Genomic DNA, 15,335 nt, shown 5'->3' on the forward strand with positions numbered 1-15,335 from the left:
CGGGCGCCGCGGCGTGCGGCAGCGGCGCGAGCAGGCCGCCCGCAGGCGGCAGCAGCGCCCGCAGCGCGGCGGCGTGGTCCGCGGCCGCCGTGCGCAGCGCCTCGGCCCGCAGCGCGGCCTGCGCGCGGGCTGCGGCAGCGGCGATGCGCTCCGCCAGCGCGGCGCGCTGTTCGGCTGCGCGCGCGGCCAGCTGCTCCAGCAGCTGCTCGGTCAGCCCGCGCACAGCGCTGCGGTACAGCGCCGCCACACCAGCGCGCAAATCCCTGCAATAGTTCAGCGTATATTCAGGCGATAAGGCCGCTTCCTGCACCGTATCCGCCACAAATTGCTCCGTAATCCCTGGATGCAGCTGACCCAGCTCCTCCTCATACGAGCTGTCCCATATTTGATGGTGCTCGCCGAAGGTACGGAGCTGGCTTCTGACATGGGGCAGCAGCTGCCCGTCCGCCTGCTCCTGCAGCATGGACGTCAGTCTTTCCAACCGGCGCTGCCGCTCCTTCTCCGTGCGGCCACCGGCAAAAAACAGCCCGGCCTTAAAACCGCTTCTGCGGCTTTCCAAATATTCGGCAGCGGCATCCCGCAGGACGGCCGGCGTCAGATTCACCTGCTCAATCAGCTGCTCCAGCTCACGGCGCATCCGGTCATGCTCTGCCTCCGGAAGCTTCTCAAGCAGCTCAGTCTCCTGCTTCAGCCGCGCGTATTCCGCCTGCTGCCGCTGTGCCTCATTCGCACCCCCAGCGTCCTCCAACAGCCGGTCAAGCTCCTCCTCCAGTTCCGCCTCACGGGCCTGAAAATGCCTGTCCGCCAAATGATGCAACGAAGAACGCAAACTGTGGCTGACCAGCGCCTCTTTCATTCCGATCAGGGAGCGGATCAACTGCTCCAGCGAAGCCCGCTGGTTAAGCGGATGATTCTTGTCCGTCAGCGATGTAAACAAAATATCTGTATAGCGCACTTCCCAGGCCCTGAAGCTTTCTTCCACCGCTTTGCGGTAATCGGCAAAGGACAGCTCGCGCTCCCGGTGCTTGTCGATCTGATTGACGATCAGATAGAGCGGCTTGCCCCAATCGGACAAGCTCTTGGCAAAGGTCAAGTTGTTCTCTGACTGGACATGGTTATAATCCATCACATAAAAGACGACATCCGCCAAATGCAGCGCCGAATCCGTAGCCAGCGCATGGCCTCTGTCCGTCGAGTCTACCCCCGGAGTATCCAGAAGCACACCACCGCCCTCCAGGACAGGCACGTCGTCCCATACCTCCACAGCGGAATACTCGCCGCCATTGACGCAGTATTCCGCCAGATCGGAGAGGCTGACCTTAAGCGGGGCTTCCGACCGCCCACTGCGGTATATGAACGCACGCGGCTCCCCAGACCGGATGGAAACGACATTCGCACTGGTCGGCACAGGACTGGACGGCAGCACCTTTTTACCGCACAGGCTGTTGATGAGACTAGATTTCCCTGCTGAAAAATGACCGCAAAACGCAATGGTCAGCTCCCCGGCATCCGCTTTCTGCTGCAGATCGGCAGCAGAAGCCGCTCCGGCGGAATCCTGGGCATTTTGCAAAAATTGCCGTATCCGTTCCATGGACCCGGACTTGCTCTCCAAATTTTCGGTAACCGTTTTCACCATCTGTCCGGCTCCACTCCTTCATTTCGATTGCTTCTGTATGGAAACATTGTAGCACTGATCACTCCCGCTGAGAACCGCTGCCCCATCTCCCTTACCATCTTGAAGGCACAAAAAAGCCGCCCCCGGCCCAAAGACCGGCAGGCAGCTTAATGTGGAACGGATCGATTCAGTTCACGGCTTCTTCCAGGACAGGCAGCAAAATTTCAAATACCTGACCATGCTGCAAAATGGTGATGCCGCGCTGTTTGTCCTTCATGACAACAACCTCGGGCTTTTGCGACATGCGTTCCAGATAATGCTCGGGAACGTCGCCGGAATGGCTCACCGTGATCCCTTCCATTTCACGCTCTTCATTCTCGGAGAGGCTGCTGCTGAGCACCTCTTCGAAAATATCGGAGAACGCTCCAAAATTATCCGTATAGACCGAAATGCACTTCATTTTTCTTTCATCCTTTTCTACTCTTATGTTTGTAGTCTTTTCTTGGCAACCTGACGCTTGACAGACGTTTCCTGTTCCTTATCCTTCCTGATTCGGGACGTTTTCATACGCTTCTTGCCTTCACGGCACACATCGAGCAGCGGGCATACCTGACACTGCGGATTCTGGGCCTTGCAATGATACCGTCCGAAAAAAATCAGTCTGTGATGGGTGATCGTCCATTCGTCACGCGGCACCCGTTTCATCAGCTTTTTTTCCACTTCCAGCACACTGTCGTCCCAGCCCGCCAAGCCAAGGCGCTTGGACACCCGTTCGACATGCGTGTCCACTGCGATGGCGGGAACACCAAAAGCGTTCGATACGACGACGTTGGCCGTTTTCCGGCCTACTCCCGGCAGCTGCACAAGCTTGTCGTGCGAATTCGGCACCTCGCCGCCGTACTGCTCAATAAGAATGCGGCACAGATTTTGAATATGCTTCGCTTTGTTCCGGTACAGGCCGATCCTCCGGATATCCTGTTCCAGCTCCTCCAGCGGAACAGCCAAATAATCCTCCGGCGTCTTGTATTTTTGGAACAGGTCGGCTGTTACCTTATTCACCGTTTCATCCGTACACTGGGCTGACAGCAGTACAGCAATCGTCAGCTCAAATGCGTTGCTGTGGTTCAGCTCACAATGGGCGTCAGGAAACATATTGCCGATCGTATCAAGAATATGGCGCGCGGTTGCTGCATTCACGGAATCCTACCTCCTACACAAAAAAACGTCCTGATGGGGGGGCATGCCCCGCATCAAGACGATCACTCTAAATAATCATCCGGAAAAAGAAACGACTATTATTTGGGTAGTCCAGCCAGTTTAAGGCTGAAATACTCTCTTAGTTTATCATTATCTGCGCCGGAATGCACCCCTTATGTCCATAAAAGAGCAATAAAGATCAATTATTTCGCTTGATCGGGTGCTCCAGATCCATATGGCCCATCAGCGACTCCACCGCTTTCCCGTCAACGAGAACGTCGAGCGTGTCCACCTCAGGGAACTGGAACATCGTATTGGTCAGCGCCTCCAGTGCCAGCGATTCTCCTCCGGCGCCAAGCCGTGCAGCATCAGGAAGGCTGATATTCAAAGTCAATGCCCCGTTTTCAAACCGAATATGCTGAATCTCTATCGATTCCGACCACAGCGGAACCTGACCGTCGCTGCCGCTCCGCTGCAAGGCCTGAAATGCCAGCTTATACTTTTGTAGCTCGCTCGGGTAGCTGATCTCCTGTGTGGACTGCAGCAGCTCGGCTTGATCAGAGTTCGTATAATACACGTTAATGCTCATGCTGCCAGCTTCGGCTTTATCTGCCGGCTTTTCGGTTGCGTCCGATTCCTGCGCTTCTGCAGGCGGCTCAGCTTCCTTATTTTCAACGGGAGCTTCCGCTTTGTCTCCTGCAGGAGCTTTGACGCTTTCCTCTGCGGGAGCCCCTTGCGCAGGCTGTTCATCCGCCGGCGGAGCGGCAGCCGGCGCTGCTGGTGCAGCCTGCTTGCCTGCACAGCCTGCCGTGACGGCGATGATCAGCGCGAGCTGACAAGCGGTCCAAGCTATCTTCTTCATCCCTCAGCCTCCTGTTCGCGTGAAAAGGGGTCAATTCACCCCGAGGTACTCTTCAATACCGTCTGCAATCCCCTGAGCCACCCGATTCTGGAAGTCTTCCGAGAATAAGGCCGCGGCATCATTGCTGTTGCTTAAATACCCCACCTCCAGCAGAACCGCCGGCATGGTCGTTTCACGGATGACATGGAAATTGCCGTAACGGACTCCGCGGTTGGTGAGCTGGGTCGCTGCAACCAAATGCTTGTGAACCGTGTTGGCCAGATCTTTGCTGCTGCTGCGCTGATAATACGTTTCCGTGCCGCTTGCCGTCGAGGAGCCGGCCGAATTGGCATGAATGGAAACAAACACATCGGCATTGAGGTTCTGGGCAATCTTGACCCTTTCGCTCAACTGAAGGAATGTATCATCACTGCGTGTCAGGACAACATCCAGATCAGGATTTTGCTTAAGTACCTGTTCCACCTTCAATGCCATCGCCAGATTGAAATCCTTCTCTTTTTTCCCGCTTTTGCTGGAAGCGCCGGGATCGCCGTCACCATGCCCTGCATCGATGACCACCACCTTCTTGCCGTCGCCTCCGACCGGAGTTGCTGTTCCGGCGCCTTTCTCCATCAGATCAACGATAACAAGATCATTGCCTTCATTGTACGCCTTGTAGCTCATCGCTTTTTTCAGATCGATGACAATTCGGACGGTGGAAGGATTATCCTGATACAGCGCATAGCGGATTTTGGAGACATTATCGTTATTCGCCACTTCCATCTCCCCGCTCTTCTCCGCGCTGAGAGTCAGGCTGTCTCCAAACGTATCCGAGAACGCCGTATTGGGCAGGTCAATGACAATCCTGTCCGGTCCTGCCATCGTGAACGTGTTCGGCTTTACAGTACCCGTTGTAGGGATGAGCATACGACTATCACTGAAGCTGATTCCATTCACCAGTGCAAGACCTTCCGACGGCACGGTACCATCCGTGCTGTCGTTCCCTGAAGCGGGAGGATTATTTACTCCGCTTCCTGAGCCGCTGTTCTGGGTAATAAGTGTTACGGTTCTTGTTGAACCGTCCCAGCTTACGTCCACTCCCATCTGCTCACCGATGAAGCGGAGTGGAACCAAAGCGCTCCCGGAACGTATAACAGGAGAAGCGTTCAAGGCAACCCGGTTTCCATTGACGGTTGCGGATTTGCTGCCGATCGCGAGTTGGATCTCCGTACCGGCATTGGATACCTGAACGGTCTTTGCCTCCTGATTCCAGTTTACGCTGTAGCCTAAATTTTCAGAAATGACCCGAAATGGCACCATCGTCGTACCGTTAATGATTTCCGGCTTTGCAGAGCCTGAAACATTAATCTGCTGTCCGTCCAACACAATTTGCGCACCGGCCGACGCTGCGTGTCCGTAATTCGGGGCCGCCCACATGAAGACAAATAAAAACAATAAAAAGCCTAACTTCTTCATTCTTCACCCTTCCATTCCAAAATTTTTGCCACATGCTTCAGCGCAGCCTTCTTTGTGCATGCTTACGCAATGCCGGACAACCTTTTAGACGTTTTGCATCGGCAAAAGTTGCGTATAAATGCCAAGATAACTAAATTAATGTACTTTACGGCGCTTGTTGTCGACGAGTACCTGATAATTTTTTCCTCTTATAGGCCTTAGGACTCAGTGAATTGGAATCATTTCCTTTCCAGCATTTAATTACAAAAAAACGGTTATATCAGAGTTTTTTTCCGCTGACATAACCGTTCTTATGTTAATTCATCTTCTCATAAGCCAAGGTACTCGCGCAGACCGCTTACAATCCCATCCGCGATCCGGTTCTGCGTCTCTTCCGAATACAGCGCAGCCTCGTTCTCGGCATTGCTCAAATAACCGGCTTCCAGCAGCACGGCCGGCATCTTCGTCTCACGGGTCACATGCAGACTCTTGACCTTGATGCCGTTATCCTTAAAGCCTGTCGCTTCCAGCAGATATTTGTGCATCACAGTCGCTAACTCTTTGCTGTCAACCTTGGTATAGTAGGTTTCGGAGCCGTTGACGAGTGCACTGGTTGCGGACTTCGTCACACTGTTGGCATGAATGGAGACAAAAACATTTGCATTCAGGCTATTCGCCATTGACGAACGCTCCGCCAGCTCCGGATAAGTATCCCCATCCCGTGTCAATACAAGCTCAATATTCGGGTCGCCTTGCAGCCTCTCCTGTACCTTTAAAGCCACAGCCAGGTTGAATTCCTTTTCCTTCCAGCCCGTAATACTGGACGTTCCGGGGTCTTTACCGCCATGACCGGCATCTAGCAGCACCAACCAACGTCCATCCTGACCGGATGGCACTGCCGGATTGGAAGGCACCGCCGGTGTGTTCACCGCTTGATCCGCAGGTGTACCCGGAGAGTCGTTCAGAGTAATGACATATTCCCCGTTCTCCTGAGCCACAGAGTATCCCTTCGCACCATTCAGCATGAGCACAATTCTTGCTGCCGATTCACCATCATTAAACTGTGCAAAACGGAGAAACTGCACATCATCGTTGGTGTTCACCTCAATCACTCTGGCGCCATCGCTGCCCTCAGAGTATTGATCTTTAAGGTCCTCGGCAAATTTCGCATCCTTAAAGTCAACGACAATCCGCTCCGGATTTGTCATAGTGAATACACTCGGATCGCTCCCCTCGTCCGCAGATACGATGAGACGGCCATCTTCGAAGCTGATTCCGTCTACCTCGCGCGCATTTTCCACTGCATCTGTGCCCGTTTCCGCATCCGTGTCCCGGCCTGTAGCTTGTTCATCCGTCTTGCTGCTGCTGTTCTTGTCTGTGTCATCAGTGTTGCCGCCATTGTTCTTGTCCGGCTCAGTAGCAGCAAGCTTTTGCAGATACACCGCTTTGCCGGCATTATCCCACTTGACGCTTAAACCGAGCTGCTCTCCCACGAATCGCAGCGGAACCAGTGTTGAGCTTCCCCGCAGCAGCGGTGGAGAATCCAGCTGCACTTCCTCATTTCCCACATACGCCGTTGTCCGACCAACATACATGGATACATCGGCATTGCTCTTATGTACTATTACTTTGTACTCCTTGGGCTCCCACTCAAACTTGTAGCCCAACTCCTCGCCGATGACGCGCAGCGGAACCATCACTTTTCCGTTCACCATTTCTCCCGACGTGTCTCCGGACACATTCAGCCGCTCACCGTCCAAAAACAGATTCACGCCTGCCGCCTCGGCCTTGTGAAAAGAAGGGATAAAACATAACCAAAATGCCAAAAAAAGCAGCCATCCGTATTTTTTCATCCTGATTCTCCTTATTAATATGCTCTTGGATCCCCTCGCTGCAGTTGGAGCTATCCTCATAATCTGTTAGACGCCAAAAGCTGCCAAATGTTGCGCGTAAGTATGTACGTTTTTTTATTTTTTTGACAAAAAAACCGCAAGCGCAGATTCTACCTGCACTTGCGGCACTACGGATATTTGTAAGAAAAACGTCTATCGACGCAATTCGCTGAAGACAGACCGCGCTTAGAGGTAGTTTTTCTTGCGATTCCAGGAAGCTTATACCAAGAAGTTTGTACTTTCTGGAATCTTCGAAAACAATTATACGAATGCTTTCTTGGCGATTTGCTCTTCATAAAGGGCAATTTTATCTTCATGCTGAAGCGTCAGCCCGATGTCGTCCAGACCCTGCAGCAGGAACTGTCTGCGATGCTCATCCAGATCAAAATCGATATGCAGGCCGTATTCGTCCGTGATCGTTTTGTTCTCCAGATCCACATTCAAACGGTAGCCGTCATGAGCCGCAGTCCGCTGGAACAGTTCCTCGACCTGCTCCTCCGACAATTTGATCGGGAGAATTCCGTTTTTGAAGCAGTTGTTATAGAAGATATCGGCGAACGACGGAGCAATGACGCATCTGAACCCGTAATCCATAATGGCCCACGGCGCGTGCTCACGGGAGGAACCACATCCGAAATTGGCGCGGGAAATGAGGACGGACGCCCCCTGATAGCGTTCCTTGTTCGGCTCGAAATCAGGATTTACGTTGCCTTGTTCGTCAAAACGCCATTCATAGAACAGAAATTGTCCGAATCCGGTGCGTTCAATCCGCTTCAGAAACTGTTTAGGAATAATGGCGTCTGTATCGACATTGACCCGGTCTACCGGGGCTACTATACCGTTTAAAGTGTTGAATGCTTCCATTAATCTCTCTCCTCCCGTGTCTTAGCTGACAACTTCCTGCTTGAATTCCCAGCCGCGCACATCATAGAAACGTCCGTGGATCGCTGCTGCGACAGCCATGGCAGGTGATACGAGATGCGTGCGTCCGCCGCGTCCCTGACGGCCTTCGAAGTTGCGGTTGGAAGTCGAGGCGCAGCGCTGTCCCGGCTGCAATACGTCCGGATTCATCGCCAGACACATGCTGCAGCCTGCGTCGCGCCATTCGAAGCCGGCTTCCTTGAAGATAACGTCGAGGCCTTCCTGCTCCGCCTGCTGTTTGACACGTCCGGAACCGGGAACGACAATGGCCGTTACTTTGTCGGAAACCTTGTAACCCTTGGCTACCTCGGCCGCGGCGCGCAGGTCCTCAATCCGGCCGTTCGTGCAGGAACCGATAAACACATAGTCAATTTCAATATCCGTCATCGGTGTTCCCGGTGTCAGCCCCATATATTCAAGCGCCTTCTCGGCGGCTTTGCGTTCGTTTTCCGTAGTCATCTCGGCAGGGTTGGGAACCTTGGCCGTGATGTCCGTACCCATACCAGGGCTCGTTCCCCAGGTTACCTGCGGGATGAGAGAATCCATATCAAATTCCGCAACTGTGTCGAACTGCGCGCCTTCATCGGTCACGAGATTCTTCCACTCTGCCACTGCTTGATCAAAGGCTGCTCCTTGCGGTACATGCTCGCGTCCGCGCAGGTATTCGAACGTCGTCTCATCCGGAGCGATCATCCCGGCACGGGCACCGCCTTCAATGGACATGTTACAGATCGTCATGCGCTCTTCCATGCTCAGCTCGCGAATGGCCTCGCCGGTGTATTCGATAACATAACCTGTGGCAAAGTCAGTACCGTACTTGGCGATCACGCCAAGAATCATATCCTTCGCCGTAACGCCAGGCTTGCGTTTGCCGACGAAGCGAACCTCCATCGTTTTGGCCTTGGCTTGCTGCAGACACTGAGTCGCAAGCACGTGCTCAACCTCGCTCGTTCCGATCCCGAAGGCAAGTGCGCCGAAGGCGCCGTGCGTGGAGGTGTGGCTGTCGCCGCAGACGATCGTTTTACCCGGATGCGTCAGGCCCAGCTCCGGTCCCATGACGTGCACCACGCCTTGATCGAGCGTGTTCAGGTCATACAGGGTTACGCCGAAATCACGGCAGTTTTGAGTCAGCGTGTCAATTTGCTGCTTGGAAATCGGGTCCGTAATGTTAAAGCGGTCCTTTGTCGGCACATTGTGGTCCATCGTCGCAAACGTGCGCTCCGGACGGCGCACCTTGCGGCCGCTCAGGCGCAGCCCTTCAAAAGCCTGCGGCGAGGTCACCTCGTGCACCAGGTGCAGATCGATGTATAAAATGCTTGGCTTGCCCTCTTCCTGATGAATGACGTGATTATCCCAAATTTTTTCAAACATTGTCTTTTTGCTCATTCTAATCACCCCTGTTGGTTACGTACATTTTGAGCGGGCGGCAGCGCCGTCTCTTGTTGACATGAATATATCATCTCCGTATTGATTGATCCAAGATATAATATCTATAGGAGTGATAGGCTGAGACTATAACCTCTGTAGTCGGACTGCCTCAATTCAGATATAATAAGGAAAGCAGTATATCAAGGTTTAAAAAGGATGATTGCTCCTATGGAATTCAGGCAGCTTCAGTACGCGCTTCAGATCGCCTCCGAGCGGAATTTCTCCAGGGCAGCGGAGAAGCTTCATATCGCGCAGCCTTCGCTGAGCCAGCAGCTTTCCAAGCTGGAGAAAGAGCTCGGAGTGCTTTTGTTTCAGCGCAATACGAGCGCAGTAGAGCTAACCCATGCCGGCGAGGTGTTTGTGGAAAAAGCACAGAAAATTGTCGACGCCATGGAGGTGCTGCGGCAGGAAATGGATGACATCTCACAGCTGCGCAAAGGCAAAGTTGTCGTCGGCAGCATGCCGATCACCGGCTCCCACTTGCTGCCGCATGTGCTGCCTGCCTTCAAGCATTTGCACCCCGATATCGAGATTACGCTGCTTGAGGACTCCTCCATGAATCTGGAGAAGAAAACGGCGAACGGACAGACCGACTTGAGCCTGCTCTCCCTTCCGCTGGTCGAGCCCTCCCTGTCCTATGTCCCGATTGGGGAAGAGATCATCGACCTCGCCATACCGCCAGGGCATCCGCTGGCCAAGCGAGCCGATGGGAAGCAGCCGCAGACGGTCAGGCTGGAAGAGCTTGCGGATGAGCCTTTTGTCGTGCTTAAGAAAGGACAGGGCTTCCGGAAGCTGACGATGGATTTATGCCATCAGGCCGGCTTTGAGCCGCGGGTTGTGTTTGAAAGCACCAATATGGAGACAGTGCAGTCCCTTGTCGCTACAGGCATGGGCATCACCCTCGTGCCGCGCTTTATCGCCCGCGCCGCCAGCAGCGAATTCGTGCCGGTATACCTGAAGCTCGCCGCCCCGGCTCCAAGCCGCACCCTGGTGATCGCTTACCGGAACGGACGTTATCTCTCGAAAGCGGCTGAAGCGTTTATCGATACTTTCAAGGAAACGGTGAGCCAATTGTCGATCGGGCTGTCACTGCCCCGTTCCGGCTCTTGACCCGGGGTTTAGCCAGCTCCTGATTTCTTTTATGAAGGCAGCGAAAAAGCCGTCTGCAGCACCCGCATAAGCGGATGTGCAAACGGCTTTACTCTTCTAACACGGTCTCCCTCTTTGAAAGTACGTCATCCTAATATCGCAAGAAAAACTTCCGCTAAATGCGGTCTGTCTTCTGCGAATCTACGTCGATAGACGTTTTTCTTACCGTTTTCGCTGTTGCGACACATGGCTATCCGGTAAGAAACTTCCTTCTCAGAAGGGGCCTCAATGCTCTCTTATATAAGCGTCGCCTTGTCACTTTAATCTTGCTCGGCAAATTTACTTTGTCCATCGCTCATCACTTCTTTCCCAGAATTCATCATTCGTGAGAGGTGCTGTCGACCGACTGACTGTAACGCTGTGTGGCTGAAATTTCAGCCTTTCATCAGAGCGGCGGTCCTATATCCTCCGCAAAGCCCATTTCATAATCCCCGCCCACAGCTTGTCTGCTTGTGTTCGGAAGCCTGATCCTTCGGTCCCTCAGTTCCAGTACGTTTCCACTCTGGATGTCCATCGTAATCCACCTCCTGGTTCGGGATACTATTATAATACACTTTTAAACTGTATCTGAAACAGATAAATTGAAACTTTGCCGATTGAAACTTTGCCGTATAATCATTGGATCCAGCAGCGATTCATATGAACATCGACAATTTCAACTTTTCAGTTCCAGATGCAGGAGAGGAAAGGGACGTCCGGAACCGTCCAGCTCGGAGCGTCCCGTCAGGACAAATCCATACCGTTTGTAGAACGCGTATGCTCCTTCGTTCTGCTCATTGACATCAACCTGAAGATTGGGCCCCTTTATTTTTTCTGCATGCTTGATGAGTCGGGTGCCAATGCCCTTCCCGTGAAAGCCAGGGTCAACGAACAGCATCTCTATCTTGGATTCATCCAGTCCGATAAAACCTGCCGGCTCTTTAGCCTCGTTCAATTCCATCCAAATCTCGACTTCCTCCAGTATCCCATTCCGAACCATTTCATGATAAAAATGAATGTCCTCATCCGTCAAAAAAGTGTGCGTCCGGCAAACCGCCCGGTACCAGATATCTACTAATTTATCATGATACTTGGCCGAGTAAGGAATAATTTCGTTTTCCATGTATAATTGGTACAAGGACGGACGGCGGTCTTCAAATACCGGAATGCGTCCCCGTACTTCCTTGACCAGCTCCGGATGGATCGTCCCGGTGACGAGCTCCTCCTGCTCACCTCCCTCGGCGATCACTTCTCCCCATGGGTCGATAATCATCGAATGGCCGAAAAATTCCGTTGTCCCCCCCGTGCCCACCCGATTGCAGGCAATGACATACATCTGGTTTTCAATGGCTCTTGCCGTCAGCAGCGTCCGCCAGTGATGCAGCCGCGGATGCGGCCATTCCGCAGGCACGATCAGCATGCCGGCTCCCGCCAGCGCCAGCTTGCGTCCAAGCTCGGGAAAGCGGATATCGTAGCAAATCGATGCACCAGCCTTCATGCCGCCGTCGAGCTCGAACAGCACGGGCTCGCTTCCGGCCTGCAAATATTTCTCCTCATCCATCAGCCGGAACAGATGAATTTTCGAGTATGAAGCAGCCGTATTGCCGCTTCTGTCAAATACATAGGTTGTGTTGTAGATGCCGCCGTCCACTTTTTTCTCCGCGATCGAGCCTGCCACCACATTCACCTGATGCCTGCGCGCGAAGCCGGATACCCATTCTCTTGTTTCCGTTCCTTCCCTATCTGCCAGCTCATGAATCCGTTCCAGGGCATAACCGGTATTCCACATTTCCGGCAGTACGATCACATCAGGTTTGTGATCAGCCGTCATGGCCTGCTCCATCAGCTGCTCCATATGACGGCGGTTGACGGCTGGCTCGCCAAGCGTGATATCAGCCTGTACCAAAACAATATTGACAGATTTGCTTGTATCAGTAGACATCGTTTTCTCCCTTCGCAGACGCCGCTCCGGTGACCGCATCTGTCTGCATATCAACATTTGTATCATCATATCCCGGCAAGCCCCGGCGTGCAACAGGATATGCTTAATTCCCTCTATACAACCCGGTTATATAATGATAGATTAATCTTTAATCAAAATTGAACATAAAGGTCGTGTACAGTTCCATGAACAATGAGGTTTCGAGCAGCAAACATTCCGCTTTTTCCATACCTGTAGCGGATGTGATGACACAGCTCCCGACGCAATTTTTTGCGACACTCGTTCAGAATGTCAATCGGGAGATTGCCGCGGGCCATGATGTCATCAATCTCGGCCAGGGCAACCCGGATACGCCAACACCGGAGCATATCGTCAAGGCGCTGCAGCAGGCGGCCGCCAATCCGCTTTATCATAAATATTCACCATTTACAGGCTACCGTTTCCTCAAGGAAGCCATCGCGCAGCGCTACTTCGATGATTACGGGGTGCAGCTTGACCCGGATACGGAGGTCGCCATCCTCTTCGGTGGCAAGACTGGGCTCGTGGAGCTGCCCCAGATTTTGCTGAATCCCGGTGACCTCTGCCTCGTTCCTGATCCTGGCTACCCCGATTACTGGTCTGGCGTTGCGCTGGCCAAAGCGGACATGGCATTCATGCCCCTATTGGAACGGAACGGGTATCTTCCGGACTATGAGAGTATCCCGGAATCGGACCGGGCGAAAGCGAAACTGATGTACCTGAATTATCCGAACAATCCGACTTCGGCGACGGCCCCGCTCTCCTTCTATGAAGAGACCGTGGAGTTTGCCAGACGCCATCAAATTGTGGTGGCCAGCGATTTCGCTTACGGGGCGATCGGCTTTGACGGCGAGCGTCCGGTCAGCTTTCTGCAAGCTGCAGGCGCCAAAGAGGTCGGCATAGAGTTTTATACTTTGTCCAAAACTTATAACATGGCAGGCTGGCGCGTCGGCTTCGCACTCGGCAACGCGGATATCATCTCCCAAATCAATCTTCTGCAGGATCATATGTATGTCAGCCTGTTCGGCGGCATTCAGGAAGCTGCCGCCGCGGCTCTAACGTCATCGCAGGACTGCGTCGCAGAGCTGGTTGGCCGTTATGAATTGCGCCGCAACGCCTTCTTCCAGGCGCTTGGAGACATCGGCTGGAAAGCAGAGGCTCCGAAGGGCTCGTTCTTCAGCTGGCTGCCGGTGCCGGAAGGTTTTACGTCCGCTTCCTTCGCGGAGCTGCTCCTGCGTGAGGCCAAGGTCGCTGTCGCTCCCGGCATCGGCTTCGGCAGCCACGGCGAGGGCTACGTGCGTGTCGGACTGCTGAGCACGGAGGAACGGCTGGTGGAAGCCGCGCAGCGAATCGGCCGTTTGAACCTGTTCCGCTGATAGCGAGGACGGGATGTTAATCCTTTTGCCAAAATGCGGCGGCCGTGATATTCTTGATGATAACTCGGGCATGATTTCGTAAACAGGCAAATTCAAAACATTAAACGCAATGACGGGGCCAGTAAGAGAACCGGTGGCGACCAGAGAGTAAATTCCGACAGGCTGTGAGAATTTACCGTTTACCCTCTCCGAACCCTACCCCCGAGCGGCCTGCATCCGCAGGACGTCCTCTGACGTTACAGGAATGAAGTCGGATGATGCCAATCATCAATAAAGGTGGTACCGCGGAAGCTCAAAACTTTCGTCCTTTGCTAAGGACGGAAGTTTTTTTGTTGCAACTTTAGCTGATTCTATTCCATTGAAGGAAGTGCATACCATGTCTTCACGTATTGTTGTCAAAATCGGCAGCAGCTCGCTGACCGGAGATGAAGGAGGGTTAAACAGGGATGCGATCTCGTTCTTTGCGGCCGAAATGGCAGCCCTGCATGCCGAAGGCCACGAGCTGCTGCTCGTAACCTCAGGCGCTGTTGCGGCAGGTTTCAGGGAGATCGGCTACCGCTTCCGCCCGAAGCAGCTGCATGAGAAGCAGGCCGCCGCCGCAGTAGGCCAGGCCCTGCTTATGCAGGCTTACCAGCAGGCCTTTGGCAGCCACGGGATTACAACAGCCCAGATCCTGCTGACACGCAGCGATTTCCTCATCCGCAAGCGGATGAACAATGCGCGCCGCACGATGGAGGAGCTGCTGCAGCAGCGGGTGATCCCCATTTTCAACGAAAATGACACCGTGTCGGTCGACGAGCTGAAGTTCGGCGATAATGATATGCTGTCCGCCCTCGTCGCTAACCTGTCCAAAGCCGCTCACTTGAGCATCATTACAGATATGGACGGCCTGTACACCGCGGATCCGCGCAAGCATCCGCAGGCGGTCCGCTTTGACAGAATTGAAGAAATTACGGAGGAAATTTACGAGATTGCCGGCGGCTCCGGCTCGTCCGTGGGCACGGGCGGCATGCGCTCCAAGGTGGAGGCCGCCAAGGTGGCGGTACGCGGCGGTGTGCCGGTATTCGTGGGCCGGGTAGCGGAGCCCGGAGATCTGCTGCGCAGCGTTGAAGGCACGGGACGAGGCACTTATTTTGATACACATCTCTCTTCCCTGCCTGTGAAAAAGCAGTGGCTCGGCTTTATGTCCACCCCTCTCGGAACCGTGCATGTCGATGCCGGGGCCGAAAATGCGCTGCTTCACGACGGCCACAGTCTTCTGCCTGTAGGAGTCGTCAGTGTGGAGGGAACGTTCAATGCCGGTGATGTCGTTGAAGTCGTCGGACAGGAAAAGCGCATCCTTGGGAGAGGCATCGTCAATTATGATGATGAGCAGCTCCGGTCGATTTTGGGTCTGCCAAGCGGAGACGTCATCGGAAAAATCGGGACCATTCACAGGCTTGAGGTCATTCACCGGGATGAGTGGATTACACTTTGAAGGCAAGGTTGGCCTTGTCGGATATTACTTATAGGAGGTTGAACG

General features: G+C 53.7%; 13 protein-coding genes, 1 pseudogene and 1 other annotated feature. Of the genes and pseudogenes, 3 read left to right on the top strand and 11 right to left on the bottom strand.

Annotation, left to right across the window (positions count from 1 at the left end; translation table 11 throughout):
* The 8 genes from ACI1P2_RS29475 to leuC form a co-directional block, all read right to left on the bottom strand.
* The coding region (locus ACI1P2_RS29475; protein WP_355326744.1) for a dynamin family protein at positions 1 to 1,636 on the bottom strand (1,636 nt) is incomplete at its 3' end.
* 166 nt (positions 1,637 to 1,802) lie between these two features.
* Positions 1,803 to 2,075, bottom strand: a complete 273-nt coding sequence (locus ACI1P2_RS29480) for an NAD/NADP transhydrogenase alpha subunit (RefSeq protein WP_355326747.1) — start codon at positions 2,073 to 2,075, stop codon at positions 1,803 to 1,805.
* Positions 2,076 to 2,098: 23 nt separating this feature from the next.
* Complete coding sequence (gene nth / locus ACI1P2_RS29485; protein ID WP_355326750.1) at positions 2,099 to 2,812, bottom strand: endonuclease III; 714 nt, start codon at positions 2,810 to 2,812, stop codon at positions 2,099 to 2,101.
* 199 nt (positions 2,813 to 3,011) lie between these two features.
* Positions 3,012 to 3,674, bottom strand: a complete 663-nt coding sequence (locus ACI1P2_RS29490) for a GerMN domain-containing protein (protein WP_355326753.1) — start codon at positions 3,672 to 3,674, stop codon at positions 3,012 to 3,014.
* 30 nt (positions 3,675 to 3,704) lie between these two features.
* Positions 3,705 to 5,129 carry an N-acetylmuramoyl-L-alanine amidase family protein gene (locus ACI1P2_RS29495; RefSeq protein WP_355326756.1) on the bottom strand — a complete coding sequence of 475 codons (1,425 nt, stop codon included), beginning with the start codon at positions 5,127 to 5,129 and terminating at the stop codon, positions 3,705 to 3,707.
* A gap of 308 nt (positions 5,130 to 5,437) precedes the next feature.
* Entirely contained in the window at positions 5,438 to 6,961 is a 1,524-nt protein-coding gene (locus ACI1P2_RS29500) for an N-acetylmuramoyl-L-alanine amidase family protein (protein WP_355326758.1), read from the bottom strand.
* 300 nt (positions 6,962 to 7,261) lie between these two features.
* Positions 7,262 to 7,864, bottom strand: a complete 603-nt coding sequence (leuD, locus tag ACI1P2_RS29505; protein WP_355326761.1) for a 3-isopropylmalate dehydratase small subunit — start codon at positions 7,862 to 7,864, stop codon at positions 7,262 to 7,264.
* Positions 7,865 to 7,885: 21 nt separating this feature from the next.
* Complete coding sequence (leuC, locus tag ACI1P2_RS29510; protein WP_355326764.1) at positions 7,886 to 9,307, bottom strand: 3-isopropylmalate dehydratase large subunit; 1,422 nt, start codon at positions 9,305 to 9,307, stop codon at positions 7,886 to 7,888.
* 210 nt (positions 9,308 to 9,517) lie between these two features.
* On the opposite strand from leuC, the gene ACI1P2_RS29515 reads away from it, so the two are divergent.
* Entirely contained in the window at positions 9,518 to 10,459 is a 942-nt protein-coding gene (locus ACI1P2_RS29515) for a LysR family transcriptional regulator (protein ID WP_355326767.1), read from the top strand.
* Between the two features lie 424 nt (positions 10,460 to 10,883).
* Here the strand turns inward: ACI1P2_RS29515 and ACI1P2_RS29520 are convergent, their stop codons facing one another.
* From ACI1P2_RS29520 to ACI1P2_RS29530, 3 genes and pseudogenes are all read right to left on the bottom strand, one after another.
* Positions 10,884 to 11,012 (bottom strand): hypothetical protein, encoded by a 129-nt coding sequence (locus tag ACI1P2_RS29520; protein WP_355326770.1) that lies wholly within the window; start codon positions 11,010 to 11,012, stop codon positions 10,884 to 10,886.
* Between the two features lie 141 nt (positions 11,013 to 11,153).
* Positions 11,154 to 11,600 carry an acetyltransferase gene (locus tag ACI1P2_RS29525; protein WP_355326829.1) on the bottom strand — a complete coding sequence of 149 codons (447 nt, stop codon included), beginning with the start codon at positions 11,598 to 11,600 and terminating at the stop codon, positions 11,154 to 11,156.
* 9 nt (positions 11,601 to 11,609) lie between these two features.
* A pseudogene (locus ACI1P2_RS29530) lies at positions 11,610 to 12,419 on the bottom strand (carbon-nitrogen family hydrolase); the annotation flags it as partial.
* Between the two features lie 185 nt (positions 12,420 to 12,604).
* Between ACI1P2_RS29530 and ACI1P2_RS29535 the strand changes: the two are divergent.
* Positions 12,605 to 13,813, top strand: coding sequence for a pyridoxal phosphate-dependent aminotransferase (locus ACI1P2_RS29535; protein ID WP_355326773.1), 1,209 nt, complete (start codon positions 12,605 to 12,607; stop codon positions 13,811 to 13,813).
* Positions 13,814 to 13,913: 100 nt separating this feature from the next.
* Positions 13,914 to 14,125 (top strand) — a binding site (T-box leader).
* Positions 14,126 to 14,189: 64 nt separating this feature from the next.
* Entirely contained in the window at positions 14,190 to 15,290 is a 1,101-nt protein-coding gene (gene proB, locus ACI1P2_RS29540; RefSeq protein WP_355326776.1) for a glutamate 5-kinase, read from the top strand.
* The last annotated feature ends 45 nt before the right edge of the window (positions 15,291 to 15,335 follow it).

This window comes from Paenibacillus jiangxiensis, assembly GCF_046098255.1.
Classification (GTDB): domain Bacteria; phylum Bacillota; class Bacilli; order Paenibacillales; family Paenibacillaceae; genus Paenibacillus; species Paenibacillus jiagnxiensis.

Coding starts and splice junctions, on each gene's coding strand:
- ACI1P2_RS29525 (WP_355326829.1), bottom strand. CDS start 11,600: ATGGAAAACGAAATTATTCCTTACTCGGCCAAGTATCATGATAAATTA.
- ACI1P2_RS29515 (WP_355326767.1), top strand. CDS start 9,518: ATGGAATTCAGGCAGCTTCAGTACGCGCTTCAGATCGCCTCCGAGCGG.
- proB (WP_355326776.1), top strand. CDS start 14,190: ATGTCTTCACGTATTGTTGTCAAAATCGGCAGCAGCTCGCTGACCGGA.
- ACI1P2_RS29490 (WP_355326753.1), bottom strand. CDS start 3,674: ATGAAGAAGATAGCTTGGACCGCTTGTCAGCTCGCGCTGATCATCGCC.
- ACI1P2_RS29495 (WP_355326756.1), bottom strand. CDS start 5,129: ATGAAGAAGTTAGGCTTTTTATTGTTTTTATTTGTCTTCATGTGGGCG.
- ACI1P2_RS29520 (WP_355326770.1), bottom strand. CDS start 11,012: ATGGACATCCAGAGTGGAAACGTACTGGAACTGAGGGACCGAAGGATC.
- ACI1P2_RS29500 (WP_355326758.1), bottom strand. CDS start 6,961: ATGAAAAAATACGGATGGCTGCTTTTTTTGGCATTTTGGTTATGTTTT.
- leuD (WP_355326761.1), bottom strand. CDS start 7,864: ATGGAAGCATTCAACACTTTAAACGGTATAGTAGCCCCGGTAGACCGG.
- ACI1P2_RS29535 (WP_355326773.1), top strand. CDS start 12,605: ATGAACAATGAGGTTTCGAGCAGCAAACATTCCGCTTTTTCCATACCT.
- ACI1P2_RS29480 (WP_355326747.1), bottom strand. CDS start 2,075: ATGAAGTGCATTTCGGTCTATACGGATAATTTTGGAGCGTTCTCCGAT.
- leuC (WP_355326764.1), bottom strand. CDS start 9,307: ATGAGCAAAAAGACAATGTTTGAAAAAATTTGGGATAATCACGTCATT.